The sequence below is a fragment of the Myxococcales bacterium genome (assembly GCA_016720545.1).
GTDB lineage: Bacteria > Myxococcota_A > Polyangia > Polyangiales > Polyangiaceae > JAAFHV01.
This window is the reverse complement of record JADKKK010000002.1, coordinates 518,749-544,944: the sequence shown is the minus strand read 5'-3', so window position 1 is coordinate 544,944 and position 26,196 is coordinate 518,749. Positions and strand designations below refer to the sequence as shown.

Annotated in this window: 18 protein-coding genes and 2 tRNA genes; 12 read left to right on the top strand and 8 right to left on the bottom strand. The window is 71.2% G+C overall.

Annotated elements, in window-relative coordinates:
• Nucleotides 1-68 precede the first annotated feature (68 nt).
• A complete protein-coding gene (locus tag IPQ09_06150; protein MBL0193800.1) occupies nucleotides 69-827 on the bottom strand; it encodes a hypothetical protein in 759 nt (252 codons plus the stop codon).
• Between the two features lie 126 nt (nucleotides 828-953).
• On the opposite strand from IPQ09_06150, the gene IPQ09_06145 reads away from it, so the two are divergent.
• The 5 genes from IPQ09_06145 (at nucleotide 954) to IPQ09_06125 (ending at nucleotide 9,650) form a co-directional block, all read left to right on the top strand.
• Complete coding sequence (locus IPQ09_06145; GenBank protein MBL0193799.1) at nucleotides 954-1,388, top strand: hypothetical protein; 435 nt, start codon at nucleotides 954-956, stop codon at nucleotides 1,386-1,388.
• Nucleotides 1,389-1,613: 225 nt separating this feature from the next.
• Complete coding sequence (locus IPQ09_06140; GenBank protein ID MBL0193798.1) at nucleotides 1,614-7,013, top strand: tetratricopeptide repeat protein; 5,400 nt, start codon at nucleotides 1,614-1,616, stop codon at nucleotides 7,011-7,013.
• Nucleotides 7,010-8,440, top strand: coding sequence for an amino acid permease (locus tag IPQ09_06135; GenBank protein MBL0193797.1), 1,431 nt, complete (start codon nucleotides 7,010-7,012; stop codon nucleotides 8,438-8,440). The genes IPQ09_06140 and IPQ09_06135 overlap by 4 nt, the downstream gene beginning before the upstream one ends.
• Nucleotides 8,441-8,595: 155 nt before the next feature.
• Nucleotides 8,596-8,982: a CBS domain-containing protein gene (locus tag IPQ09_06130; GenBank protein ID MBL0193796.1), complete on the top strand. Its 387-nt coding sequence runs from the start codon at nucleotides 8,596-8,598 to the stop codon at nucleotides 8,980-8,982.
• An 80-nt stretch (nucleotides 8,983-9,062) separates the two neighbouring features.
• Complete coding sequence (locus IPQ09_06125) at nucleotides 9,063-9,650, top strand: hypothetical protein (protein ID MBL0193795.1); 588 nt, start codon at nucleotides 9,063-9,065, stop codon at nucleotides 9,648-9,650.
• 243 nt (nucleotides 9,651-9,893) lie between these two features.
• Here the strand turns inward: IPQ09_06125 and IPQ09_06120 are convergent, their stop codons facing one another.
• On the bottom strand, nucleotides 9,894-12,695 hold the full coding sequence (locus IPQ09_06120) for an alpha-amylase (protein ID MBL0193794.1): 2,802 nt from the start codon (nucleotides 12,693-12,695) through the stop codon (nucleotides 9,894-9,896).
• Between the two features lie 143 nt (nucleotides 12,696-12,838).
• Here IPQ09_06120 and pruA point away from each other — a divergent pair, with 143 nt between their 5' ends.
• Complete coding sequence (gene pruA, locus IPQ09_06115) at nucleotides 12,839-14,473, top strand: L-glutamate gamma-semialdehyde dehydrogenase (GenBank protein MBL0193793.1); 1,635 nt, start codon at nucleotides 12,839-12,841, stop codon at nucleotides 14,471-14,473.
• Between the two features lie 42 nt (nucleotides 14,474-14,515).
• Here pruA and IPQ09_06110 read toward each other — a convergent pair whose 3' ends face one another.
• Nucleotides 14,516-16,807 carry a S46 family peptidase gene (locus IPQ09_06110; GenBank protein ID MBL0193792.1) on the bottom strand — a complete coding sequence of 764 codons (2,292 nt, stop codon included), beginning with the start codon at nucleotides 16,805-16,807 and terminating at the stop codon, nucleotides 14,516-14,518.
• Between the two features lie 111 nt (nucleotides 16,808-16,918).
• Here IPQ09_06110 and IPQ09_06105 point away from each other — a divergent pair, with 111 nt between their 5' ends.
• Nucleotides 16,919-17,914, top strand: a complete 996-nt coding sequence (locus IPQ09_06105; GenBank protein MBL0193791.1) for a hypothetical protein — start codon at nucleotides 16,919-16,921, stop codon at nucleotides 17,912-17,914.
• A gap of 97 nt (nucleotides 17,915-18,011) precedes the next feature.
• Here the strand turns inward: IPQ09_06105 and IPQ09_06100 are convergent, their stop codons facing one another.
• Nucleotides 18,012-19,754 (bottom strand): IgGFc-binding protein, encoded by a 1,743-nt coding sequence (locus IPQ09_06100; protein MBL0193790.1) that lies wholly within the window; start codon nucleotides 19,752-19,754, stop codon nucleotides 18,012-18,014.
• A gap of 118 nt (nucleotides 19,755-19,872) precedes the next feature.
• On the opposite strand from IPQ09_06100, the gene IPQ09_06095 reads away from it, so the two are divergent.
• Nucleotides 19,873-20,406: an alpha/beta fold hydrolase gene (locus IPQ09_06095; protein ID MBL0193789.1), complete on the top strand. Its 534-nt coding sequence runs from the start codon at nucleotides 19,873-19,875 to the stop codon at nucleotides 20,404-20,406.
• Nucleotides 20,403-20,723: a hypothetical protein gene (locus IPQ09_06090; GenBank protein MBL0193788.1), complete on the top strand. Its 321-nt coding sequence runs from the start codon at nucleotides 20,403-20,405 to the stop codon at nucleotides 20,721-20,723. The genes IPQ09_06095 and IPQ09_06090 overlap by 4 nt, the downstream gene beginning before the upstream one ends.
• Nucleotides 20,724-20,737: 14 nt before the next feature.
• Here the strand turns inward: IPQ09_06090 and IPQ09_06085 are convergent, their stop codons facing one another.
• The 4 genes from IPQ09_06085 to IPQ09_06070 all read right to left on the bottom strand — a co-directional run bounded on the left by IPQ09_06085 (nucleotide 20,738) and on the right by IPQ09_06070 (nucleotide 22,644).
• Nucleotides 20,738-21,667 (bottom strand): hypothetical protein, encoded by a 930-nt coding sequence (locus IPQ09_06085; protein ID MBL0193787.1) that lies wholly within the window; start codon nucleotides 21,665-21,667, stop codon nucleotides 20,738-20,740.
• A gap of 33 nt (nucleotides 21,668-21,700) precedes the next feature.
• On the bottom strand, nucleotides 21,701-22,327 hold the full coding sequence (locus IPQ09_06080; GenBank protein MBL0193786.1) for a hypothetical protein: 627 nt from the start codon (nucleotides 22,325-22,327) through the stop codon (nucleotides 21,701-21,703).
• 134 nt (nucleotides 22,328-22,461) lie between these two features.
• A tRNA-Glu gene (locus tag IPQ09_06075) sits at nucleotides 22,462-22,533 on the bottom strand.
• Nucleotides 22,534-22,573: 40 nt separating this feature from the next.
• A tRNA-Gln gene (locus IPQ09_06070) sits at nucleotides 22,574-22,644 on the bottom strand.
• A gap of 302 nt (nucleotides 22,645-22,946) precedes the next feature.
• Between IPQ09_06070 and groES the strand changes: the two genes are divergently transcribed.
• The 3 genes from groES (at nucleotide 22,947) to IPQ09_06055 (ending at nucleotide 25,926) form a co-directional block, all read left to right on the top strand.
• Nucleotides 22,947-23,237 (top strand): co-chaperone GroES, encoded by a 291-nt coding sequence (groES, locus tag IPQ09_06065; protein ID MBL0193785.1) that lies wholly within the window; start codon nucleotides 22,947-22,949, stop codon nucleotides 23,235-23,237.
• 43 nt (nucleotides 23,238-23,280) lie between these two features.
• A complete protein-coding gene (gene groL, locus IPQ09_06060; protein MBL0193784.1) occupies nucleotides 23,281-24,966 on the top strand; it encodes a chaperonin GroEL in 1,686 nt (561 codons plus the stop codon).
• 192 nt (nucleotides 24,967-25,158) lie between these two features.
• Nucleotides 25,159-25,926 (top strand): 3',5'-cyclic-nucleotide phosphodiesterase, encoded by a 768-nt coding sequence (locus IPQ09_06055; GenBank protein ID MBL0193783.1) that lies wholly within the window; start codon nucleotides 25,159-25,161, stop codon nucleotides 25,924-25,926.
• Nucleotides 25,927-26,196 lie beyond the last annotated feature (270 nt).

The following is a 26,196-nucleotide window of genomic DNA, read 5'->3' as shown; positions in this document are numbered from 1 at the left end:
GCTAGCGAGCGTTCGAGCGCTCGACCGACGCACCACGAGCTTTTCACGCGACGCGTGAGGGCGCCAGACTACTTGAAGCCGGCGAGGTGCACGACGTACCACTCACCGCGCCACGAGATCAGCGACTTCACGTCGATCGCGCGCGCCGCGCCGTCGATCTCGTACTTGAGCTTCGCTCCGTACACGCGGAAGTACCCGAGTTTGTTGCTCTCTTCGTCAGGCTCCACCCAGCGTCCCCCGCCGGAAGGGACCTCGAGGCCGACCAGCTTCGCCTCCGCGGCGTGGGCGCCGAGGCGGCGGTGCGCGGCGTGGATGTCGCGGACGTACGCGGCGAAGAGCCGGTGCCGCCAGTCGGAGGCCGGGTGGGGGATGGCCTTGACCTGCTCGTACGCTTTGAGCGGAAAGAAGAAAGCGGCAGCGCGCTCGGGCTGGTCGTTGACGATCGCGTCCCAGAGCGCCCGCGCGCCGGCCTCGAAGGCGGCGCCGTCGGCCGCCGGGCGAACGCGGGTCTGTGGGAGCGCCCCGGGATCGTCGAGGCTCGCCGGCGGCTCGCCGGGCGGAGTCTGCCCCGCGTCCGACTCAGGCCCCGACGCCACGGCGACGGCGGACGACGTCGTGGGCGACGGAGTCGTCGTGGGCGACGAGGGCGGCGGTGGAGGGAGGGGCGCCACCGCCGGGCTCCCGCCGGCGAGCTCGGGCGGAGGAGGCTCCGCGCGCGCACACCCGGTAGTCGCGGCGAGCACGGCGACGAGCACGGCGGGGAGCGCGCGGCGCAGAAGGCGCCGCCATCGACCTTGGTTCGCCCCTTCGGGGCTCGCGGAGCTCACGGGGGCTTCATAGCATTTCGAGGCCGCCGCCGACCATCGCCGCCCGCGGCTGCGCCCCCGCGTCGCGCCGCCGCTTTTCCCAGCGCGCCCGGACAAAACCTGTAACGTAACCCTTCAGGAGAACCCATGAGACCTGCGTCGATCGCCATCCTTTCTTCGCTCGTGGCCGCGGCCGTGCTGGTGTCGGCCTGCAAAGACGAGCAGCCGCCGCCCAACACGCCTCCCCCCTACGCGGGCCAGCCGGGCCAGCCTGGGTACCCGCCGCCCGGTCAGCCTGGGTACCCGCCGCCCGGTCAGCCTGGGTACCCGCCGCCCGGTCAGCCCCCGCCCGGCCAGCCTGGGTACCCGCCGGCCCAACCCGCGGGCCCCACGCTCGCCGTGCCCGGACCGCAGGCGATCGCCTGCTCGAACGACTCCGCGTGCATGTCGCACAAGTGCAACGTGCAGTACGGAAAGTGCGCCTTCCCCTGCGAGACCGACTTCGACTGCGTCAACGGCCTCGGCTGCATGAAGGGCGGGCCGCTCGGCGCGGTCTGCCTCCCCAAGATGCCCGGCCAGTAGAGCCCGTAGAGCCACGGCGCGCACCCACCTCACGATTGCCCCCGAGCGGCGGAGCCCCCGTCGCCCGGGGGCGCGCGTTTTGTCGACGTGCGCGCCGGAGGGCCGACCCGCGCGAGTTGTGGGGAATTTCTACCACTCCGGTCGATTTTCGATAAGCTGCGCGCCCCACGAGCGGGGGCTGCGGCGGCTGGCCGGGGTCGCGCTCGTGAACTGCTAAGGAGCCGCATGAACCCGACGATTGACATCCTCCGCGGAGAGCTCGAGCGCCTGTTTTCGCTCGAAGAGATGACCACCATGAGCGGCGAGCTCTTGGGGCTCCCCCCGGACGACGTCGGCGGCGCCTCCGCCAAGGGGAGCTTCGCGCGCGCGCTGACCGAGCGTTGCGTTGCCGGTGAGCGCATCGAGGCGCTCGTCGACGTGCTGCGCGTCCAGCGGCGCGACGTCGACCCCCGGGTGTTCGACATCGCCGCCCTCCTGCGCACCGAGGAGGTGACCACCGGCCGGCAGATCGGCGAGTTCACCGTCCAGAAGAAGCTCGGCGAGAGCGATCTGTCGTCGGTGTACGTCGCGCTCCGCGCGGGCGAGAGCTACACCCTCAAGGTCCTCCGGCGCGAGGCCGCCCGCGATCTGCGCGCGGTGCACCGCTTCCTCACCGCCAATCGCCTCGTGGCGGCGCTCACTCACGCGGGACTGCCCGTCGGCCTCGAGGCCGGCGAGCTCGAGGAGGGCGTGTTCTACGTCGCCTACCGGCACGTCGAGGGCGCGCCGCTCGCCCACCGCTTCTCCCGCATGGGCGCGTCCCACGTGGGTGAGCTCAAGCCGATGCTCAAGAACCTGCTCGAGCCGCTCGCCGTGCTCCACAAGGCGCAGCTCTCGCACGGCGACTTGAAGCTCGAGAACGTGCTCCTCGCCCACGACGGCCGGGTGGTCCTCATCGACTTCGGGACCGATCGCCTCCGCCACCGAGGCTCTGGCCAAAACGGCAAACAAATCGCGGTGATAGGCTCGCCTCGCACCATCGCGCCCGAGATCGTCCGCGGCAAGTACGCCGACGCGAAGGCCGACGTCTACGCGTTCGGCGCGATGATGTACGAGCTCATCTCCGGCAAGCCCGTCTTCGAGGCCGACACGCTGGCCGACGCGGCGTTCGCCCACCTCGCGACCGAGCCCGCGCCGCCGAGCACCAAGGCCCCGCGGGGTTGGGTATCGCGCGACGTGGACGCGTTCGTGCTCTCTCTCCTGCACAAGGACCCCGCGCGACGCCCGAAGGACGCGATGGCGCTCCTCGAGGCCCTCGAGGCCACCGGCCGCGCGAGCGTCTCGGTGCGCCCCGCGGCGTCCATGGCGCCCGAGAAGGTGGACGAGCTCCTGGCGAAGCTCGCCGAGAGCCCCACCGACGCCGAGGTCGGGATGGCCGTCGAGACCGCCATCGACCAGGGCGCCGACGCCACGCGGGTGGCCGAGGCGTTCCTCGCCGCGGCCGACAGCGTCGCGCCCGACACCGACGAGGCGCGCGAGTCGAAGAAGGCGCTGCTCTTCCGCGCGGCCCGATCGTTCGATCACGGCGCCGACAAGGCCCGGGCCGAGGCGGCGTACGCCGCGGTGCTCGAGGTCGATCCGGGCGACGACACCGCGTTCAGCGCGCTCGAGGGCCTGCGCAAGGCGCTCGGGAAGTACGAAGAGCTCGTCGAGATGCTCCTCGAGCGCAGCCAGACGGCGCCGCCCGGCGAGGCGAGGGGCCACGCCCTCGCGGAGATCGGCCGCCTGTACGCCGGCGAGCTCGCCGACATCGATCAGTCCCTGGTCGCGTTCGCGCAGGCTCTGTGCGAGGTGCCCTCCGACGACGAGATCGCCTCGGAGATCGAGCGGCTCGCGGGCACGAAGCAGGAGCTGTGGACCGAGGCCCTCGACGCCATCACCGAGGCCATCAAGAACCCCGAGACCGGCGCCTCCGACCGCAACGTGCTCCTGGTCCGCGCGGCCCGGTGGTACGAGCTCAAGCTCGGACGCGCGGATCTCGCGCTGCTAGCCTACCAGCAGGTGCTCTCCCAGGAGCCCTCGAACGACAGCGCCGCGGAGGGGCTCACGAATATCTACCGTCGCGCTCAACAGTGGCCCGAGCTCACCGCACTCCTCATCGCGCGGGCCGACTCCGCGACCAGCACCCCGAAGTCGCGCGACCTGCGCGTCGAGGCGGCGGAGCTGCTCGAGACCAAGCTCTCCGACACGAAGCGCGCGAGCGACATCTTCTCCGCGGTGCTCGCCGACGACCCCGGCCACGTCCGCGCGAGCGACGCCCTCGGGCGCATCGCGGAGCGCACCGGAGACTTCCAGACCTTCGTGCGCATCCTCGCCGCGCGCGCCGAGGCGCGGCGGGGCCGTGACAAGGCCGAGGCCCTCTGCAAGGTCGCCGAGGTTTACGAGGACCACCTCTCGAACCTCCCGGAGGCGACGCGGCAGTTCGAGGCCGTGCTCGCGCTCGACCCGACGAGCCTCACCGCGCTGAAGGGCCTCGATCGCATCTTCAGCCGCACGGGCCGCTACCGCGAGCTGCTCGACGTGCTCGAACGGCAGATCCACGTGGCCGCGACGCCGCGCCAAAAGATCAACATTCTCGAGCGGATGTCCGCGCTACACGACGAGGAGTTCCTCGACCACGCGAAGGCGGCCGAGTGCCTCGAGGACATCCTCCTCATCGACGGGACGAACGACGGCGCACTCACGGCGCTCGCCCGGCACTACCGCGCGCTCGACAAGTGGGAGCGCGTGGTCGGCATCTACGAGAAGCACGCCGCGAGCACGACCGACCAGGCGCGCAAGGTCGAGATCCTCGTCGCGAAGGCGCGGACGCTGGCCGAGCAGGTGGGCTCGCCCGAGCGCGCCACGAAGGTCTACGAGGCCGCGCTGGCGCTCAAGCCGGACCACGCTGGCGCGCTCGAGGCGATCGCGCACCTGCGCGAACTGTCGGGCGACGCGCACGCGGCGCTCAGCGCGATCGAGACCCTCGCCATCAAGGCAGACACCCCCGAAGCGCGGGCCGAGCAGTGGATGCGCGCGGGCAGGCTGCTCGAGGCCCGAGGCGACAAGGACGGCGCCATCGAGCGCTACAAGCTCGCCCTCCAGGCGAACCCAAAGGACGCGGGCGCCGCGTCGAACCTGCGCAAGGCGTACACCGAGCGCGGCGACACGAAGAGCGTGGTCGACCTCATCGAGAAGGAGCTCCAGTTCGCCGAGGGCAACCTCGCGAAGGCGCGGCTCCACTCCGAGCTCGCGAAGGTGCTCATGAGCCAGGGGCCTCGCGGCAAGGACGACGCCAGCGCCGCCGCGAAGAAGGCCGTCGAGCTCGACGGCTCCAACGCCGAGGCGCTCCTCGTGCTCGGCGACCTCGCCTTCGACGGCGATCGCATGCTCGAGGCCTCGAAGCTCTACGAGTCGCTCGTCACCCGCACCCAGGTGCTCTCGCGCGAGGAGGCGGTGCGCGTCCTCGTGCGCTTCATCGAGGCGTTCGGCAAGACCAACCGCCCCGCGCAGGCGTCGCGCCCGTCGATCCCGCCGCCTGCTACGGGCGAGGCCGGCAGCCTGTCGTCGATCAAGTCGGTGGCGCCGCCCTCCATGACGAACCCGCGGCTCCTCTCGGCCATCGAGGCGTTGAAGGCGCAGGCGCAAGGCGAGGTCGAGCCGCTGTCGCGCGCCGCGACCGCGCTGTTCGAGTACGGCGATCCGCAGTCGGCCTACCAGATGCACGAGGATCTGCTCTCGCGCTACGGGCACAAGCTCGTGGGCACCGAGCGGGCCGAGGCGCTCTATCACCTAGGCGAGAGCGCCCGTCGCAGCGGCGATCTCACGGCCGCCGAGGCGCCGCTCCGCGAGGCCGCAGACCTCGACCCCTCGAACCCGCGCCCCTCGCGCGCGCTCGCGAAGCTGTTCGACGCTCAGGAGAACTGGACCGAGGCCGTGGCCGTGCGCAGGCGCCGCGTCGAGGTGGCCCTCGGCACCGAGCGCTTCGACCTCCTCCTCGAGATCGGCGACATCCAGTTCCAGAAGCTCCAGGACCGCGGCTCCGCACAGAAGAACTACGTCGCGGCCCTCGAGGAGCGGCCCGACGACCGCAAGCTCCTCACCAAGCTCATGCAGCTCTACTCCGAGGAGCAGAACTGGGAGAAGCTCATCGACGTCGTCACGCGCCTCGCCGACTTCGTCGACGACGCCAAGCAGCGCGCGAAGTACATGCACACCGCGGCCACCATCGCGCGGCGACAGGTCAAGAACCTCGATCAAGCCATCGAGTTCTTCGAGCGAGCGCTCAAGTTCGACCCGGGCGTCGCCAAGGCGGCGGAGGAGCTCGTCGAGCTCTACCGCGAGAAGGGCGACCACGTGCACGTGGAGCGCATGCTCAAGTCGCAGCTCGACGCGGCGAAGGACGCCGCCGACCGCGGCGCGATCGTCAGGATCCTTGACGAGTTGGGGCGCCTCTACCACGAGCACCTGAACGAGCCCGAGCTGGCGATCGACGCCTTCGAAGCGGCGCAAGCGTTCGATCCGGACGACAAGACCCGCGGCGAGCGCCTCGCCGAGCTCTACGCGTCGGATCCCGCGCAGTACCTCGACAAGGCCGTGCGCGCGCAGTCGCAAATCCTCAGGAAGAACCCCTACCGGGTCGAGAGTTACAAGCTCCTGCGGAAGCTCTTCACCGACTCGAAGAAGCCCGACCCCGCGTGGTGCCTCTGCCAGGCGCTCGCGGTGCTCAAGCTCGCCGAGCCCGACGAGGAGCGCTTCTTCAAGAAGCACCGCGCCGAGAACGCGGCCGCCGCGCAGGCGGCGCTCGGTGAGGACGACTGGGGGCACCTCACCCACGGCGACCTCGACCCGCTGCTCACGCGCATCTTCACGCTCATCCAGCCGACCATCATCCGCGCGCGGACCCAGACCCTCGAGGCGCTCGGCTACGATCCGCGCTACGCGATCGACACGTCGCTGCACCCGTACCCCATCTCGCAGACGCTGTTCTACGTGCAGGGGGTGCTCGGACTCGCGCCCGCCACGGTCTTCCAGAACCCCAATGATCCCAGCACGTTAGGCTTCGTACACGCGCAGACCCCGGCCGTGCTGCTCGGTCGCGCCGCCTTCGAGCTGAACGCACCCACGCAGGTGCTCGCGTTCCTCGCGGGGCGCCACCTCACGTACCTCCGCGCCGGCTTCTACGTCCGTCAGCTCGTGCCGACCGGCACGGGCCTGAAGGCCTGGCTCTTCGCCGCGATCAAGCTCGTCGTGCCGCAGTTCCCGGTCACCCCCGACCTCCAGGCGCAGGTCGAGGAGTGCCTCGCCGCGATCAACCAGGACTTCCACGGCGCCCAGCGCGACGTCCTCGGCAGCGTCGTCTCGAAGCTACTGCAGGCGGGCGGCGCGCTCGACCTGAAGCGCTGGGTCGCCGCCGTCGACTACACCGCCGACCGCGCGGGGTTCCTGCTCGCGCACGACCTGCAGGTCAGCGCGGAGACCCTGCGCATGAACGAAGAGGGCGCGAGCGTGCCGGTGAAGGAGCGCATGAAGGAGCTCGTGCTCTTCAGCACCTCCGAGGACTACTTCGCGCTCCGTCAGAGGCTGTCGATCGCGATCGACTCTTGAGCGAGCTCGGCGTCGACCCCGGCGACGCCGAGGCGCATGGCGCGGGGAGGGGCGAGGCGCGGGGGGAGGCGCGGGGGGAGCTGAAACGCTCCCTCGGGCTCCTCGACGCGACGATGCTCGTCGTGTCTTCGGTCATCGGCGTCGGCATCTTCTTCACGCCCGGCGCCGTGGCCCAGGCCCTGCCGAGCCGCGGCTGGTTCTTCGCCGCGTGGCTCGTCGGCGGCCTCCTGTCGCTCGCCGGGGCGCTGGCCAACGCCGAGCTCGGCGCCATGTTCCCGAAGGCGGGCGGCGACTACGTGTATCTGCGCGAGGCGTATCACCCCCTCGCGGGGTTCCTCGTCGGGTGGCTCTCGTTCTTCGTGATCTACGCGGGGACGGTAGCCACCCTCGCCATCGGCTTCGCGAACGGCGTCGCGGGGCTCGTGGCGATCCACCCCTACGCGAAGCACGCGCTCGCCGGCGGGGTCGTGGTGCTCACGTCGGCCGTGAACGCGCTCGGTGTCCGCGCGGGCGCGACGGTGAACAACGTCACGGCGGTGATCAAGGTGCTCGCGCTCGCGGGCCTCGTGATCGCGGGTCCCCTCGTGCTCGGGCACGCGGCGGTCGCCGCAGCGCCGCCGGCCGCCTCCACCGAAGCGCCCACGCTCTCGTTCGGCGTGGCGCTCTCGCCGGTGCTCTTCACCTACCTCGGCTGGAACGCCTCGGTGTACGTGGCGAGCGAAATCCGGGACGTGGAGCGAACGCTCCCGCGCTCGCTGTTCCTCGGCCTCGGCGTCTGCACGGTGATCTACCTGCTCATCAACGCGACGTACGCGACCACGCTGCCCATGACGCGGCTCGCGGGCGAGAACGCGGTCGGACGCGCGACGGCGCTCGCGCTGTTCGGCGAGCGGGGCGGGACGTTCCTGTCGGTGCTCATTCTGTGCTCGGTGCTCGGCGCGCTGAACGCGAACACCCTGGTGGGCCCACGCATCGCGTACGCGATGGCGCGCGATGGGCTGATGTTCCGCCAGGCCGGCCGCGTGCACGCACCCTCGGGCGCCCCCCGTGTGGCGATCGCCGTGCAAGGGGCGACCGCGCTCGTGCTCGTGTTTGGGCTCCGGAGCTTCCTCCGGGTGCTCGACTACACCACGTTCGCGATCGTGCTCGCCACCATCGCCGACACGCTCGCGCTGTACATGCTGCGCGTGAGAAAGCCCTTGCTTCCAAGGCCCTACAAGGCCTGGGGCTATCCCGTGATCCCGCTCCTCTACGTCGGGGCGAACGTGGCCATCGCGGCCTCGCTCGTGCGCGGTCGTCCCCAGGAGTGCGCGATCGGTCTCGGGATCCTGCTCGCAGGGCTGCCCTTCTATTTTCTCTTCTCGCGGGCCTCTCGCGCGCGCCGGCGGCGGGAGGGCGCGCCCGGAGGCGGCCCCCCCGCGCCTTGACGGCGACCGGTGGCCCGTCCGGATGCCCACCCTCACCGTGACGCCAAGGCGGAATCACGAAGAGAATCAAGCCCCAAGCGACCTCAGGGACCGCGCGTTGCCGGCCCGGCGGACGATGAGTGGACGATGAGCCCGCGAGGCGCGATGATTCGCCCATGCTGAAGGTCGCCGAGTTGATGTCCGAGAGCGTGCTCACGCTGTCCCCTGACTCGACCCTGGGCGAGGCCACGCAGACGTTGGCGACCCTCGGGGTGAGCGGCGCTCCGGTGATCGAGGCCGATCGCCTCGTCGGGGTCTTCTCGAAATCCGACATCGTCGACGACCTCTCGGACGGCGAGATCAACCTGAACGACCTGGTCGGCCGCACGATGTCGAGGCGGGTCATCACGGTGGCGCCCGACGACGACGTGAAGGTCGCGATCCGCCGGTTCGCGGAGGACGGCGTCCACCGGGTCGTGGTGGTCAGCGACTCGGGCTCGGTCGTGGGCATCATCACCGCCCTCGACATCGTCAAGGCGCTGCACGCCGGGCGCCTCGGGTAGAGACCGCGCGGCCGAGGAGCAGGCGGGAGCACGAGAAAGCGGTAGCCGACCGGACCGAGACGAAGCACACTCTGCGTGGCATGCACACCGAACGCCTTTCGCTCGCCCGCGGGCTCACCCCGGTCACGTGGCTCGCATCCATCGCCTCGATGGCCGTCGCGATCGTCTCGATCACGGGTTGCTCGCGCGCGGAGGAGGCTCGCTTCCCGTCCGGCACGACCGATCCGCCGCGCTCGGTCGCGCGGTCGGACGCGCCGATCCCCGCCTTCGACGCGCCCACGCAAGAAGAGCTGAGCCTCCGCGGGGAGGAGCAGGGCGCCTCGAAACCAAGGCTGAGCCGCACCCTCCGCCTCGGCGCAGACGAGTCCGTCTACGCGAGGCCCACGGCAGCCGCGGCGCCGGGGAGCGGCGGCGTCACCGTGATCGTGAACAACAACATCAGCCAGACCCAGCAGACCGTGGTGAGCACCGGCGGCGGCTATGGGCGCGGCTACTATGGCGCCGGCCTCAGCCCGTACGGCACCGCGGGCGGCTACACGGGATCTCGCAACTTCGGCACGTCGCCCGGCGCGTCGCCGCTGCCCCAGCCGCAGGCGCCCTCGAGCGTGCCCCGCGTGGGCGGCGACTGGGCGGCGCCGCGCAACTATGGGCCGCCCGCCATGCGCTGAGAGGCGCGCGTGGCGAGCTGGTCCCCCTGCGAAGAGCGGCCCACCCCAGGCTTCGACTATGTCCGCGTGCGGCCCGATCGCGGCGCGGGATCAGGCCTGCGCGCCCCGTGGTTACTGGCGCTGAGCTTTGGCGCCGTCTCCGCGTGCGCGCTGGCGTCGCTCCTCTGCCTCCCGCGGCTCGAGGCCGACGCGGCCCGCCTCGCCGCGCTCGCCGGGTGCGTCGTGCTGCTCGCCGCGGTGGTCCTAGGGCTCGGCGCGCTGGTGACGGCGCTCCTCGAGAACGCGCACCTCGGCGTCCGCGAGGACGGACTGGTCTTCCACGACGATCGAGGCCAGGTCGCGCTCGCGTGGAGCGACATCGCCTCCATCGCGCAAGACCGCGGCGTCCTCGTCGTGCGCGAGCAGGACGGCGGCGAGCGCCAGTTCCATCTCCCCAACGCCGCAGAGGCGAGCGAGATCGCCGAGCGGCTCGAGCGGGCGCGCCGGCGCGCGGTCTTCGGCCTCGGGGCTCGTAGCCGGCGCTGAGACCGTGAGGTCCGGCGCGTCGTGTGCGGCGGCCGCGTCGTGTGCGGCGGCCGCGTCGTGCTCCCCCAGCTCGACGAGCACCCGATGGCCGTAGGGACCGAGGGCCAGGGTGAGCGCCCCCTCGTGGAGCCGCCCCGCCTTCACCCGGTCTGCGGAGGTGAGCGAGACCGCGAAGAGGTCTTGGTCGCCGATCGAGCGCAGGCCAAAGACCTCCGAGAGCGACCGTGAGGTGCGACCGGCGCTCCCCCGCGACTTGGGCACGGTGCGGCCGATCCGCACGCGGACCTCCCGGGGCGCGTTCTGGAACACGAAGAGCGCTCGGCGCCCGTCGCGCTCGTTCGCATACGCAAACACGTCGTGCGCCACGCCGCCGTCTTCGTGTGTGACCGCGAAGAGCTCGAAGCTCTCGACGCCCGCGAAGAGGGCGCGAAATCGGAGGAGCGGCGCGATCGCCGCGCGGTGGCGCGCGACGACGGCCTCGTCGATCGCCTCGTCCCAACGCGGGGCTTGAAATTCCATGCCATACTTCTCGGTCAGGCCCTCGAGCTGCCCGTGCGAGAAGAGCGGCAGGCCGGGCAACGTGCACATCATCGCACACGCCCCGAAGTACTTGTCACCGGCGCCGAACGCGATCCGCGCCGGCTCCTCGTCAGGGTTCGAGAGGAAGTGCACGAAGCGCCCGAGCACCTCCGGCTCGTGGGCAAGGGCATCGGCCAGCATGGCGAAGAACGAAGCGTTCTGCTCGCTCCGGAGCATGTGCATGAAGGCCGAGTCGTACACGCGGTGCATACCAAAATCGCGAACGAACGTGCCCTCCATCATCCAGAAGGCCTCGGCCACGAGGAGCGTGTCGGGCAGCTCGCGCGTGACGCGATCGACGACGTCGCGCCAGAACTCGCTCGGGCAGAGCCGGTCGAACTCGCCGTCGGTGAGGGCATGCTCGGCGCGCGAGGGGACGTCGCCGCCGGATCCCGGTCGAGGGAACCACAGGCGCTGCACGTGGCGCTTGGCGAGGGTCATCGCCGCGTCGAAGCGCACGACGGGGAACATGCGACATACGTGCATGATACACTCGATCACGGCCTCTCGCACCGCGGCCTTCGAGTAGTCGAGCTGCGCGGTGTCGTTCCACGGCAGGCCGGTGCCGTCGTTGCCGTGGTAAATGTAGGTCGCCTCGCCCGTGCCGAGATCGCGTCGCTCGAAGACGACGGCCGCGTCGGTGCGGTCGTCGTAGCCGCGCTCGAGCCGGATCGAGACGCGCGGGTGGGGCGACAGCTCGGGGCCGTCGAAGCGGTACGTGGGGAACGGGGGCCGCGAAACCGAGAGGAACCGCTCCGGGTGGTCGAGGACCCACCGCGAGGTGACGCCCATGTGGTTCGGGACCATGTCGGCGCCGAGCCGGAGCCCGTGCCGGCCCGCGCGCTCGCGGAGCGCGTCGAGCGCCGGGGTGCCCCCCAGCGACTCGGCGATCCGGTAGTCGAAGATCGCGTAGGGCGAGGCCGCCGCCTCCAGGTCGCCGCGTGCCACCTTGATGGCGCGCGAGGCGTCGCTGCGCTCCCACAGGCCGATGAGCCACAGGGTGGTGACTCCGTGCTCCGCGAGATCGCTCAGCGCCTCGTCGGGAATGTCGGCCAGCGTCTCGATCGTGCGGCCGTGGCGCGCGGTGAGCTGCGCGAGCCACACGAGCGCGTTCTTCGCGACCACGACGGTCTCGGGCATCCACGCGCGATCCGGCGTGAACCGGGCGGCGCCGTCGTGCCCGCCGAGGCCGACCTCGTTCCCGCCGTCGTGGTGCGCGTCGTGCGTCGCGCGCCCGGCGGCGGCGCGGAGCGAGAGGGCCCGGGCCTCCTCGCGGCCGAGGTCTTGGCCGAACAGCACGCGCCGCATGCGCCCCGTCTCGGTGAGGAAGAGCCCCCAGCGCGCCTCGAGCCACGCGAGCTGCTCGAAGACCGTGCCGCCGCTGCGAGCGGGCCCGAGCAGGCTGTCGAGCAGCGACTCGCGCGGGCCGAGCGTGCTCGGCGCCTGGTCGAAGGCGGCCCTCGCGTGCGCGGCGAACACCTGGAAGGCGGGTGGCAGCGCCGCTGGCGACGCGAGCACCTCCACCGAAGCGTAGGCCGGGTTCTGCGCGGACACCCACAGGAGGAGCAGCTCTTCGCAGGCCCACGCGAGCCCGCGGTCGTCGAGGAACTCGAGGACCGTGCGGGCGCCCGAGAACACCTCGGGCGGGGGGAACGCGGCGACGTAGGCCTCCGCCGCCGCGCGGGTCTCCTCCGGACAGGCGCCGAGGACGTGCGCGATCATCGCGTCACGCGCGGCGGCGTGGCGGCTAATGACGACGTGGAGCAGCTCGTGGAGGAGGGCGAGCGCGGTCACCTCGGCGGGGGTCGCCGGCGTGCCCGTCGCGAGCGCGTGCGCGGCGTACGCGTCGACGACGAGGAGGTCCCCGTCGGAGGAGAACGCCTCGTGGGGCACCGCGCGGGCGGCTCGCTCGTGGCCAAGGACGTGAAAATAGCGTCGCAAACTAGCACCTCATCTGTGAGTTACTAGTCTCTAGCCCGGAACCCGCCTCCACGCAAACCGCGGGCGAGAGGAGCGTCGCTGGGTTGGCCCGTGCGCCTTCCCAAGCGCCCGGTTCGGCGGGACGATGCGGGCAGGAGAACCCCTTGCTCGACCTTCCGCTCCCGACGCTCACTCCGCACAACGAACCCACGCTCTCGTACGCCCCCGGCAGCCCGGAGCGCAAGGCGCTCAAGCAGGAGCTCGGCCGGCTCGGAGGCGAGATCCCCGATCTCCCGCACGTCATCGGCGGCCGGCCCTCGCACGAGGGCGAGCGCTTCGAGGTGCGCGCGCCCCACGCGCACAGCCACGTGCTCGGGCGGTCGTACCACGGCGGCGCGAAGGCGGCGGAGGCCGCGATCGCTGCCGCCAAGGCCGCCGCGCCCGGCTGGGCCGCGCTGTCGCTCGAGGAGCGCGCGCGGGTCTTCTTGCGGGCGGCGGAGCTGCTGGCCGGGCCGCTCCGCCAGACGCTCAACGCCGCGACCATGCTCGGCCAGAGCAAGACCGCATACCAAGCCGAGATCGACTCGGCCTGCGAGCTCATCGACTTCCTCCGCTTCAACGCCCACTTCGCGACCCGGCTCGTCGAGCAACCCCAAAGCACGCCCGGCGTCCACAACGCCTTGGAGCTCCGGCCGCTCGAGGGCTTCGTGCTCGCGGTGACGCCCTTCAACTTCACCGCTATCGCGGGGAATCTCCCGGCGGCGTGCGCGCTCATGGGCAACGTCGTGGTCTGGAAGGCCGCCGAGACCCAGGCGTTGGCCGCGCACCACATCATGAAGCTGTTCGAGGCCGCGGGGCTGCCGCCCGGGGTCATCAACCTCGTGCACGGGGACGGCGCCTCGGTCGCCGGCGCGTGCCTCGCGAGCCGGGATCTCGCGGGCGTGCACTTCACGGGCTCGACGCGGGTCTTTCAGTCGCTCTGGCGCGGCGTGGGCGAGCGCGTCGACCGCTACCGCACCTATCCACGCCTGGTGGGCGAGACCGGCGGCAAGGACTTCGTGTTCGCGCACCCAAGCGCGGAGGCCGAGCCGCTCGCGGTGGCCCTCGCGCGGGGCGCCTTCGAGTACCAGGGGCAGAAGTGCAGCGCGGCCTCGCGCGCGTACGTGCCTCGCTCGCTCTGGCCGGAGGTGAGAGACCGCGTGGTGGCCCTCATCGAGTCGATCCGCATCGGCGACGTCGAGGACTTCACGAACTTCATGGGCGCCGTGATCGACGCCCGCGCCTACGACCGCCTCGCGGCCTGGCGAGAGCGCCTAAGAACTGATGCAGACTGCACGGTCATCGCCGACCCTGGGTGGTCGCGCGCCCAGGGGTACTTCGCGGGCCCAACGCTCGTCGAGGTGCGCGCCCCCCGGCATGACCTGCTCGCCGAGGAGCTCTTCGGGCCCATCTTGGGCGTGCACGTGTACGACGACGCCGACGTCGAGGCGGCGCTCACGCTGGTGGACGAGACGAGCCCCTACGCGCTCACCGGGGCGATCTTCGCCCAGGACCGCGCGTTCGTGCGCCACGCGGCGATCCGGCTGCGCCAGGCCGCCGGGAACCTCTACATCAACGACAAGCCCACAGGCGCGGTGGTCGGTCAGCAGCCGTTCGGCGGCGCGCGGGGTTCGGGCACCAACGACAAGGCAGGCAGCGCGCTGAACCTGCTCCGCTGGGTATCGCCGCGCACGGTGAAGGAGACCTTCGTGCCCGCGCGCACGCTCGGGTACCCGTTCATGGGTCCCGACGAGGCGTGACACGAGCGCGGCGCGCGGCGCGAAGTGCGCCGCGCGCCGGCTTCAGTCGATCGACGGCTTCACGCCGAGCTCACGGAGCAGGTGGTCGCCGCCGGCGACCGCGTCCAGGAGCCACGTCACGTAGCGGATGTCGACGTGGATGCTGCGGGTGAGCTCCGGCATGAAGAGCCAGTCCGCCGCCATGGCCTCGTAGTTCCCGTCGAACACGAGGCCGGTGAGCTCGCCGCGCGCGTCGAGCGTGGCGCTGCCCGAGTTGCCGCCGGTGATGTGGAGGTCCGCGAGAAAATCGACCGGGACGTCGCCGAGGCGAGCGTCGACGTACGGCCCGAGCTTCTTCATCGCGGCCGCTGCAGCGAGCCCCGGCGGCACGGCGAAGGGCTCGGCGCGGGTGTCCTTCGCGAGCATCTCGGTGAGGGTGGTGAACGGCCGGTAGACCGGCTTACCTGGGCCCGGCGAGAACCCACGGACGGTCCCGAACGTCACGCGCAGCGTGCCGTTCGCGTCGGGCGCGAGCTCCCGGCCGGCCAGCTCCCGGCGCGCGGCGACATAGCGCGATTTCAACGTGAGCATGCGCCCCTCGAAGCGGTGCTCGCGCTCCTCGGTCGCCACGAGCATCGGCACGAGGCGGACGGCCAGCGCGATCAGCGGATCCTTCGAGCGAACGAGCTCGCGGAGCTGCGCGCGCTGAAGGAGCTTCAGCCGCTGCTCGGTGTCTTCGAGTCGCGTGGTCGCATAAAGGGCGGCGATGGCCTTCTCCGGGTCGCCCCCGCCGACGACCGCGCTCACGGCCGACGTGCGCTCCGCCTCGGGCGACCGCGCGATCCGCGTGAGCGCTAGGCGGAGCAGGCCCTGATCGAGGGGGCGCGAGTAGGTCTTCTCGAGCGAGCGGAGCTCCCGCTCGTGGCGCGCGAGGTTGCGCTCCTGGTAGTCCGGGTGGCGCTCGGCGTCGGGCCGCTCGCGCTCCTTCGCCGTGCGCACGATGGTCACGGCCGCCGAGACGAGCTTCGGCAAGAGCAGCTCGTGCAGCTGGGCGTCCGCGTCGCGGCTCTTCGCGTGCTCCGCCACCGCCTCGCGCAGCTCCCCGAGCACGTCGCCGAAGCGGGCCTTGCGCCCGGGCTCATCGGTGATGAAGGCCGCGAGCTTCGCCTCGTCCTCCGCCTTGCGATGCGCGAGGCCGCCCTTCACGAGCCCCTCGAGCTGCCCCCTCGTGTTCGTCAGCCAGTTGCCGTATCGCCGCACGTACGGGGTCGCCTTCAGCTTCACCTCGGGCGACGTCGCGCCCAAGACCTCCAGGGCGGCGAGCGCGTCCTCGCAGAAGCGCTGCCGGCGCGGATACGACCAGCCGATGGCCTCGTCGACCTCTGGCCCGGAGCGCCACGACTGGGTGCGGCCAGGGTAGCCGGCGACCAGGACGAGGTCTCCCGCGCGGAGCGGCGTCGACGCGACGCGGAGGTGGTGCGCCGGCTTGTAGGGCACGTTCGTGGGAGAGAACCCGGCGGGCTTGCCGTCTCTGCCGACATAGGCCCGGAAGATGGCGACGTCGCCCGTGTGCCTCGGCCAGCGCCAGTTGTCGATCTCGCCGCCGTAGTTCCCGACCCCCGCCGGCGGCGCGTAGACCAACCTCACGTCGCGGAGCTCGAGCTGCTCGATGAGAACGTAGACCGTGCCCGCGTAGTACGACGCGAGGGTGCAGCGGAGCTCGGGCCGGCCAGCCTCGCACGCGGCGACGAGCTCCTTCGACCGGCGCTCGACCCGCCGATAGCGGGCCAGATCGTCCTTATCGTCGGCCACGCCCTCGAGGACCTTGGTTGAGACGTCGGTGAGCTTCTGCGTGACGAGCACCCGGGCCTCGGGCCCGTTGGAGCGCTCCTCCGCGCGTGAGCGGGCGAGGGTCCCGTCCCGGAGGAGGTTGGTCTCCGGGGTCGAGTTGAAGCTCAGCGCGCCGGTCGCGCAGTGATGGTTCGTGATCACGAGGCCTCCGTCGGAGACGAACGAGGCCGAGCAGCCCCCGAGGCTGACGATCGACGACAAGAGCGGCGAGCTGGGATCCGCGAGGAGCTTGGGCTCGAACGCGACGCCGAGCCGCCGCAACGTGGCCTCGTGGGCGACCATCTGGGTAGGCATCCACATGCCCCCGGGGTTCTCGAACGTCGGCGTGACCGCCTCCGGTCGCGGGCCCGCCGAGGACGCGCTCGCGCTCGGGGCGGGGGAGGGGGGCCGCGCAGACGGCGCGGGTCCGCAGCCGCCGACCGCGAGCGGCACGAGCGGCACGAGGCGGACGAGGCGCGCGAGGCGTTGAAGCGAGCGGCGCGGGGCGGGCGGCGGAGCGAGCATGGGAGGCTGCGTACCAAACGCGCGGCCCGCTGAGGCGAGATTCGACCGCGGCGTGCGACACCACACGCCGCTCGACATCCCGTGCGCGGGATGGCAAACCGAGGGGGCGCGATGATTCGACTCCCGAAGCGAACGGCCTCCGCGGACTCCGCCCAGGAGCTCGGCGACGACGACCTCCTCGAGGTCGACGAGCCCGGCGAGTCCGAGCAGACCGCGCCAACGAACCTCGTGGCCGCCGCGATCGCCGACGCCGAGCCGCCTCGCCCCGTGCCGGAGGCCGTGCCGGTGGGGCAGGTGATGGCGTCGCTTGAGGCCGAGATGTCGCGGGCCTTGTCCGACGACAAAGCCGCTTGGGTGTCGCGGGCGCGGTCCTCCGCACCCCCGCCTTCCGCGGGCGCGCTGCCGGCCATCCCGAGCGCGCCGCGGCTCCCCGCGTTCGCCGCAGAGGTCCCGCGTGCTGCCGCTGCCGCCGCACCGACCGCCGAGCCCCGCGAGGCCCAGGAGGTATCGGCGCCGTCCGCCCCCACGCCGGCGGCGGAGCGCCGCGAGTCGCCCGGCGGCGAGGCGCCGATCCCGCAGGTGGTGGTGGTGCGAGAGAAGCCTGCGTTTGCCTGGGTTGTCGCGTGCCTAGCGCTTGGCGCGCTCGGCGCGGTCGTGGGCATGCGCGTGGCCAGCGCGCTCTCGCGCGACGGCGCAGGGGCCGGAGTGAAGCCCGCTCCGCCCACGGTCACGACAGCACCAATCTCGACCGCGCCGACCACGACGGAAGCCTTGAGCGCGCCCGCGCCCGCCTCCGCGCCCACGGCCGCGGTGGTGTCGTTCGACGAGCGCGACGCCGTGCGCGTCAGCCGGCCGCGGCCGGTGGCGCCACTCAGCGCGGCCGAGGTCCTGGGGCTGTCGCCGCCCCCGCCATCTCCGCCGTCTTCACCGTCTCCGTCGTCCGTAGCGCCCTCCGCGAAGACCTCGGCCGAGGGGCCAGCAGCTCCGCTCGTGCCCGATCCGCCTCCGCGGGCCGCGGCGCCTCCGCCGCCGCCGCCAAAGCCCGCTCGCCCCAAGACCCCGCAGGAACAGCTCCTCGAGGCGCAGCTCAAGGCGTCCGAGCGCTGAAGCGCATCGCTCGGCCGATCTCGCCGCGCGGCAGACCCAAAGTAGCGAAGGCCGTCCGGCGCACCGGGCGGCCCTCGTCGGCGCGCGAGCTACGCGCTCACTTCGGCACGGGCGGGATCGAGATGAGCTTGAGGTTCAGCCCGCCGGGGTACTGGTAGCTCGTGTTGGCCCCGTAGCCGAGCACCTGGATGCCGACGGGCTTGGCCGCCTCGAGCGTGTGCGCGCCACCCTTACCCGCGCCGAGCTTCACCCGGAACACGCCGAAGCCGCCGGCGATCGCGGTGAACGACGACGCGGGCACCGCGGTGCCGTCGATCTTGATGTCGGCGGCGGCCTCGCCCACGATGTCGACGAACGCGACGTCGTAGTCGTCGGGCGCCAAGAACAGATACTTCGTGCGGAACTGCTCGACCGAGGCGAACGTGCTGAGCGCCGGATCGCCCCGGTTTAGCTCGGTCTCGCTGCCGAGCTCCTCGGCGCCGACCTGCAACGTGACGACGGCGAACTCTTCGGTGCCGGTCACGTCGAAGTTGGCGGTGACGAGCTCGCAGTCCACCACCTCGCCTGCCTGGAGGGAGGCGGGGCACTTGGGCGGGCGGGTGGGCGCGTAGGTGAGCGTGGTGTTGTCGCGGTTGCCCACGAAGCGCACCCAGTGCTTCACGGGGCCACCCTTTGGCCCGGAGGGCATGGTCACGATGTACCGCTTGCCCAGAGTCTCGGCGGGGAGCACCGACTCCTCGATGTGGTCACACGCCTGCTTCGTGGCGGGCACGTTGACGCAGGGCAGGCCCACGATGACCTGCACCGGCTTGGTGGACGTGATGAGCGAGCCGCTGAGGTCGTAGCGATCGCCCTTCTCGGTGACGAGCTCCGCCACGTCGCCGGCTTTCGCCAGCGTGATGGTCATCGTCCCGCCGCCGTTGGTCGCCGGGAGACCGCTGCCCGCGAGCACCTTGCCCTTGGCGGAGAGCCGCACGGTGGCGACGGTGTCGTCCTCCGTGGCGGTGATGGTGAGCTGCGTGCCCATGATCTCCTGACGCGGAGTGGGCGGGAAGAACGGGATGGGGTTGGGCGTCTCGGGGAAGCTCCAGCCCATGTAGCTCGCCACCCGATAGTTCGTGGTCATCGCCGTGCTCGGGAGGAGCAAGGACGCGTCGTTCGAGTACGAGAAGCAGGGCGGGCTCGCGCCGTTGCCCTTGCCCGGGCACGAGCTCCAGTTCTTTGGACCGCCCCCCGGCGCTTCGCCCCCCGCGGGCTTGTATTCGAGCGCGTTGAACTGAGTGACGATGACCGGGACGCTGCTCACCAGGTGGTAGGCGGAGCCCGCCGCCATGACCGACGCTGTCATCGGCGTGGCCGAGCCCTGTTCGTTGGTGTCGGGGCCCTTCAGAGCGGGCACCCACGGGAGGTAAATCTTCTTGAGCTCTCCGGCAGGGACCGTGACCTGCTTCGAGAACGCGGCGGGCCCCGTGACGGTCACGGTCGCCGGGTTCGTGCCAGCGTTCGACACGACGACGGCGTAGTCGAAGATCGACCAAACGTTGTTGGCGTTGACCGTGGGCCAGTAGTCGCAGCCCACGTAGCTCTTCGTGCGCTTCGCCTCGTCACAGTCGACCGGATCGCGGGTCTCTCCGCCGGGCGGGAGGACCGAGCCGTCGGGGCTCGGGAAGCTCCCGTCGATGAAGCTCTGGCCGTCGATGGGCGCGGGCGTGGCGTCGCCAGCGGCGGCGTCGGGGGGATCGAACTCGCCCCCGGGGCGGGGCGTCGCGCCGCACGCCGCGAGCGCGATCGGGGTCGCGAGGGTGCTCACCAAGACGAAAGAAAGCAGGCGGATGCGCATGCGACTCGGCGTAGCACGAAGGCTGGACGCGAGCCGCAATTCTGGGAGACCACGGGCGAAGTTTTCGGCGCGTCCCGGGGTCGCGCCCGAGGGCGGGGCTGCGCTAGGCTCGTCCGCCGTGACGTTCGCCCCGACGCTCGCCCTCACGACCGTGCCCGCGCGCCCGGAACCACGGCGGCACAAGCCTTTGTATTTTCTTCATGGAATCCTGGGCAGTGGCGCCAACTGGCGCGGCTTTGCCAAGCGCCTTCTGGCTTCGGAGCGCGCCTGCACGGCGGGCTCCGAAGGGTGGCTCGTCGACCTCCGCATGCACGGCCGCTCGCTCCATCTCGCGCCTCCCCACACCGTGTCCGCGTGCGCGGAGGACCTCGCTCAGCTGCAGAGCGCGCGAGCGAGGCGCGTCCACGCCGTGCTCGGGCACAGCTTCGGCGGCAAAGTCGCGCTCGCGTACGCTGCCGCGCACCCCGAGGGGCTCGAGCATGTGATCGTGGTCGACTCGAACCCCGGCCCGAGCGCCGCGGGCTCGGAGACCACCGAGCGTGTGCTCCAGCTCCTGCGCGTCGCGCCCCCGCGTTTCGCCTCGCGCGAGGCGTTCACGGCCCACCTCGTCGGCGCGGGCTCGAGCCGGGCGTGGTCGCGTGGCTCGCCATGAACCTCGTCGCCCGCGACGACGGCCTCGCGTTTCGACTCGACCTCACGGCCATCGAGGCCCTGCTCGCCGACTACCTCCGCGTGGATCTGTTCTCGTTCGTCGAGGCGCCGCCGCCCGCGTTCGCCGGGAGGATCGTCGTGGTGGCGGGTGGGCGCTCGCCGACTCTCGACCCATCCGCGCGGGCGAGAGTCCTGGCCGCATCCGCCCGCGATCCCGGTCGCGTGGCCCTCGAGATCGTGCCGGGGGCGGGCCACTGGGTGCACGTGGACGCCCCCGACGCGCTCCACCAGGTCGTCTGCCGCCACCTCGACGCCTGACGCCGAGCCAGCGATCAGCTCGTTTGGCCAAGCACGGCCGAGACCCACGCGTCGGTCGCGGGGTCGACGCTCCCCGCGCCCACCACGGCGCCGCCCCGGTACTGCGCGCCGCCGAGCATGGCGATCGACGAGGCCTCGAGCCGCGCCAGCAGGTGCTGCTCGTGGGGTAGGGTGTTGTAGGACAGCATCTGGGCCTCCCCGGTGAACGCGTTGAGTGCCCGCTGCGGATCGCGGCGCTTCCACGCCAGCAGGGCGCCCGCCAGCGTCGCGACGGCGCGCGGATCGCGCCGACCCTCGATGTCGGAGAGCGTCGCGTTCATCGACAGCGGCCCGAGCGCCGGGTCGTCGAGCGCCTCGAGCAGCCCACGCTGCCCGAGGAGGGGCAGGGCACCGTGCGCCACGGCGAGCGCGCGCTCCGCCTCGGCGTCACGGCCGCACGCGGCCAGCGCGAACGCCTCGTGCGACGCGGCGAGCGCGCGGAGGCGCACGGCGTGCGACTTCCCCGCGAAGGCCGGGAGCGCCCTCATGGCGCAGCGGAAGAGATACGCAGCGTCCGCGAAATCGCCGGCTCGTTCGGCCGCGAGCGCGAGCACGTAGAACGCTCGTGTCCGAAAATCCGCGCGAAACACGCGCGCGAGGACCCACTGCGCGAGCCCCACGGCGACGGCGAGGCTCCCCCCGCGGAGGTGCTCTTCCGCCTTCCTGAGCCGGGACGTCGACCCGAAAATGTACACCCACTGCAGCACGGTCGCCGTCAGCATCGAGAGGATCATCACCCCGATCGCGAGCGCCGCGACGATGGGCACGTCGAGCGCGGCAGACACGGCGATGACCACGCCACAACCCGCGGGGATCCCGAACAGGCCGCCGAAGAGCCGGACCGTGGGCCAGAGGCGGGACTCGAGCGCGGCGCCGCGCGGCGAGGTGAGGTAGCGGGAGCTCATGGGCTGAGACCTAGCACGCGGGGCGCGGACCGCTCAGGGGCCAAGCACGGTTTGGCAGGGGCCGCACTGGAGCACACCGCGCGGTGCGCCCGTGAAGAGGCTCTGGAGGGTGCAGGTCTCGCCGGTGCGGAGCGCCACGTCCTCTCCCTCGCAGCGCGTGACGTCGACGAGGAAGGCCCGGGCGCAGGTCGCCTCCGCGGAGCCCCCGCCGCCGTCGCGTGGCAGGAGCCCCTCGACGCAGACGTCGCCGGGGCACGAGCGCTCGGGGAGCGCACCGCCGCCTCGATCGCACGCGAGGCACCCGCCCGCGTCTCTCGTGCAGGTGCGCCCGCCGCGGCACTCCCACGTGCAGCGCCCGAGCACGCAGCTCCACGACGAGCCCTTGCAATAGCTCACTGTGAGCGGCGCGCCCAAGGCGGCGCAGTCGGATGGCGCCGCGCAGCGGTCGGTGAACCCCGCGTCGGGCGTGGCGTCGGGCCGCGCGTCGGGAGAGCCCGCGTCGACCGCGTTGGCAGAGCCCGCGTCGATCGCGTTGGGAGAGCCCGCGTCGACCGTGGCCGCGTCGACCGCCCCATCCACGGCGCCGCCGCACGAAGCGGCCAGCGCGGCGAGCGTGATCGCCAAGGCCGCCGCGAGCCCCAAGCGCGAAGCGTGTTTCATGAGCCAGCCTACGCCGCGCGACGGGCGAACGCTCCCCGGCGCTCGAGAATGGACCCCAAAAAAGCAGAAGGCCCGGCGCCGCGTTGCGGACCGAGCCTTCTCCTTGATTCGGTCGCCCGAACCGCCTCACTTTGTGACCCCAACGGGAATTGAACCCGTGTTACCGGCGTGAGAGGCCGATGTCCTAACCGCTAGACGATGGGGCCGGTTGCGCTGCCTGTCGGACGTTCTGATCGACCGACTGAGTTGGGGAACTAGGATTCGAACCTAGATAAACGGAATCAGAATCCGTTGTCCTGCCATTAGACGATTCCCCAAGAGAAGCGGGAAGCGCGCCGCGGGGTTTCCCCCGTCGACGCCGCGCAACTTACTCGCCTCGGAAAGCAAGTCAACACGATTCCGCCATGGGCGCGCCGGAGGGACGGCAGCGGACCGGTTCGCCCGAAAACGAGCCCCGAGGGTTGACGCGCGCGCAGCCCGAATTACCTTCCCGGCCGCTGGCACTCGTCCTGTTCGAGTGCTAGCAAGCGCACCCGAGCCCCCGTCTGAGCGCGGTGGGCCGCGACCGCCACAGCGTGGCGCGCATCACCGAAACCACTGAACTTTGCAGGTATACTCCATGAAGATTCGCCCGCTCCTCGACCGCATCGTGGTCAAGCGCACCGCCGAAGAGCAGAAGACCAAGGGAGGGATCATCATCCCCGACTCCGCGAAGGAGAAGCCGCTGGAGGGCATGGTCATCGCCGTCGGGAACGGCAAAGTCCTGAACAACGGCAAGGTCATCGCGCTCGACGTGAAGGCCGGCGACAAGATCCTGTTCGGCAAGTACTCGGGCACCGAGGTCAAGCTGGACGGGGAAGAGCACGTGATTCTTCGCGAGGAAGACATCCTCGCGGTCTTCGACAAGTGATCCGGACGACGAACGCGACGAAAGACACGAAAAGAGAGACACCATGAGCGCCAAGCAAATCCTCTACAGCCGCAACGCGCGCACGCGCATCCTCCACGGCGTGAACCTCCTCGCCGACGCGGTGAAGGTCACCCTCGGGCCCCGGGGCCGCAACGTCGTCATCGAGAAGAGCTTCGGCTCGCCCGTCATCACGAAGGACGGCGTGACGGTCGCGAAGGAGATCGAGCTCGCCGACAAGTTCGAGAACATGGGCGCGCAGATGGTGCGCGAGGTCGCCTCGAAGACCAACGACAAGGCCGGCGACGGCACCACCACGGCCACCGTGCTCGCTCAGGCGATCTACACGAACGGCCTGAAGCTGGTCGAAGCGGGGCACAACCCCATGGATATCAAGCACGGCATCGACGCCGCCGTGGAGCTGCTCGTCGCCGAGATCAAGAAGCTCGCGACGCCGACCCAGGACCGCGCGCACATCGCGCAGGTCGGGACGATCAGCGCCAACGGCGACAAGTCCGTCGGCGACATGCTCGCCGAGGCGATGGAGAAGGTCGGCAAGGAGGGCGTGATCACCGTCGAAGAGGCGAAGGGCATGGAGTCTTCCCTCGAGGTGGTTGAGGGCATGCAGTTCGACCGCGGCTACCTCTCGCCCTACTTCGTGACCAACACGGAGAAGATGACCGTCGAGCTCGACAACCCGGCCATCCTGGTGACCGAGAAGAAGATCAGCTCGATGCAGGACATCATCCCGCTGCTCGAGCAGGTCGCCCGCGAGGGTCGCCCGCTCGTCATGATCGCGGAGGACGTCGAGGCCGAGGCGCTCGCCACTCTGGTCGTGAACCGCCTGCGTGGTCTGCTCAAGGTCTGCGCGATCAAGGCCCCCGGCTTCGGCGATCGTCGCAAGGAAATGCTCAAGGATATCGCCATCCTGACGGGTGGTCAGGTCATCTCCGACGACCTCGGCCTCAAGCTCGATCAGGTGACCCTCGCCGACCTCGGCTCGGCGAAGCGAGTGACGGTCGACAAGGACAACTCGGTCATCGTCGACGGCGCGGGCGACCCGGCCGCGATCAAGGCGCGCGTCGAGTCGATCCGCAAGCAGGTCGAGCTCACCTCGTCCGACTACGATCGGGAGAAGCTTCAGGAGCGCCTCGCGAAGCTCGCGGGCGGCGTCGCCGTCGTCAAGGTCGGCGCGCACACCGAGACCGAGATGAAGGAGAAGAAGGCCCGCGTCGAGGACGCGCTCCACGCCACCCGTGCGGCGGTGGAAGAGGGCATCGTCGCCGGCGGCGGCGTCGCGCTGCTCCGCGCGAGCGCCGTGCTCGACGGCTTCAAGCTCGACGGCGAGCGCCAGTTCGGCGTGCAGCTGGTCAGGCGCGCGGTGGAGGAGCCTCTCCGCCAGATCGCGAAGAACGCCGGGGCCGAGGGCTCCGTCGTCGTAGACAAGGTTCGCGGCGGCACCGGCGCCTTCGGATTCAACGCGGCGACGGAGACGTTCGAGGACCTCGTCGCGGCCGGCGTCATCGATCCTGCGAAGGTCGTGCGCTCGGCGCTCGAGTTCGCCGCGAGCGTCGCGGGCCTCATGCTCACCACCGAGGCCGTGATCGCCGACAAGCCGGAGAAGAAGAAGGCTGGTGGCGGCGGCGGCGGCATGGGCGGCATGGGCGGCATGGGCGGCATGGGTGGCATGGGCGGCATGGGCGGCATGGGCGGCGACTTCGACATGGACTGAGTCCGGTCGATGCCAGGCGCTCCGCCTGGAACGCCTGGGAGAGCCCCGCGGAGCGCAAGCGCCGCGGGGCTTCTCGCTGTGGAAAAAAGTGGCCGCGCAGAGGCGGGCATTTTGACTTCCTCGAAACACGGAGGCTAACCTCGCGATCTCGATGCGCTCTCTCACTCCGCACCGCCGACTGGAGCGCCGCTGATGCGGCTCTTCGTAGCCGGGTGCCATGGCGGCGAGACACCGAAACACCGTACGAGCGCGTTCGTGCTCGACGGCACGCTCGCCATGGACGCCGGGGCCCTCACGAGCGGCCTCGACGTCAAGGCGCAGTGCAAGCTCAAGGCGGTCTTGGTCAGCCACGCGCACCTCGACCACATCCGTGATCTCGCCACGATCGCCGACAACCGGGCGCAGTGCGGCATGCCGCCGCTCCTCGTGTGCGGCACCGAGTTCACGATCGGGGTGCTGAAGAAGCACTTCTTCAACGACCTCATCTGGCCGAATTTCGCCGTCATTCCCAGCGCGAAGGCGCCAGCCATCGAGTACGTCTCCCTCGAGCCCGAGGTGCGCGTCGAGATCGCGGGGTTCACCGTGCGCGCGGTGTGCGTCACGCACACCATCGAGACGTGCGCGTTCATCGTCGAGCGCAAGGGGAAGTCCCTCGTCTACAGCGGCGACACCGGCCCGACGACGCGCCTCTGGCAGCTGGTCGACGAGCTGCCCCGCCTCGACCTCCTGCTCATGGAAGTGAGCTTCCCGAACGAGCAGCACGTGCTCGCGCGCGTAAGCGGGCACCACACCCCCGAGACCCTCGACGCCGAGCTGCGCAAGCTCCGCGCCCCGAAGGACGTGCCGACGCTGCTCTACCATATCAAGCCCATTTTCGAGGGGCGCGTGGAGCGCGAGTGCGCCAGGATCCGGGGCGCCAACCTGGCCGTTCCGCGCCTCGGCGACGAGCTGCTGCTCTAACGGTTGGTGAACTCCCGTCGCCCGCGCGCCGCCGCATCGGCACGGGCTGCGTTCAACGGGCTGCCAAGGGGTTCGCGAGGCCTTCGCCCGCGTCTCCTCGATTTCGGCCTCGCCGTGCGCGGCGACGGGCCCACCGATCCGATCGCGGAGCCGAGCGCGGGCGGCGAGAATAATATGTAAACTCAAGAGGTTCCACGCGTCCTGGAGGGGAGGGAGCGGGCGCCCCGCGCGGAGGGGTGCTGCCGGTGCACTCGGTCCGTGCACTCCACC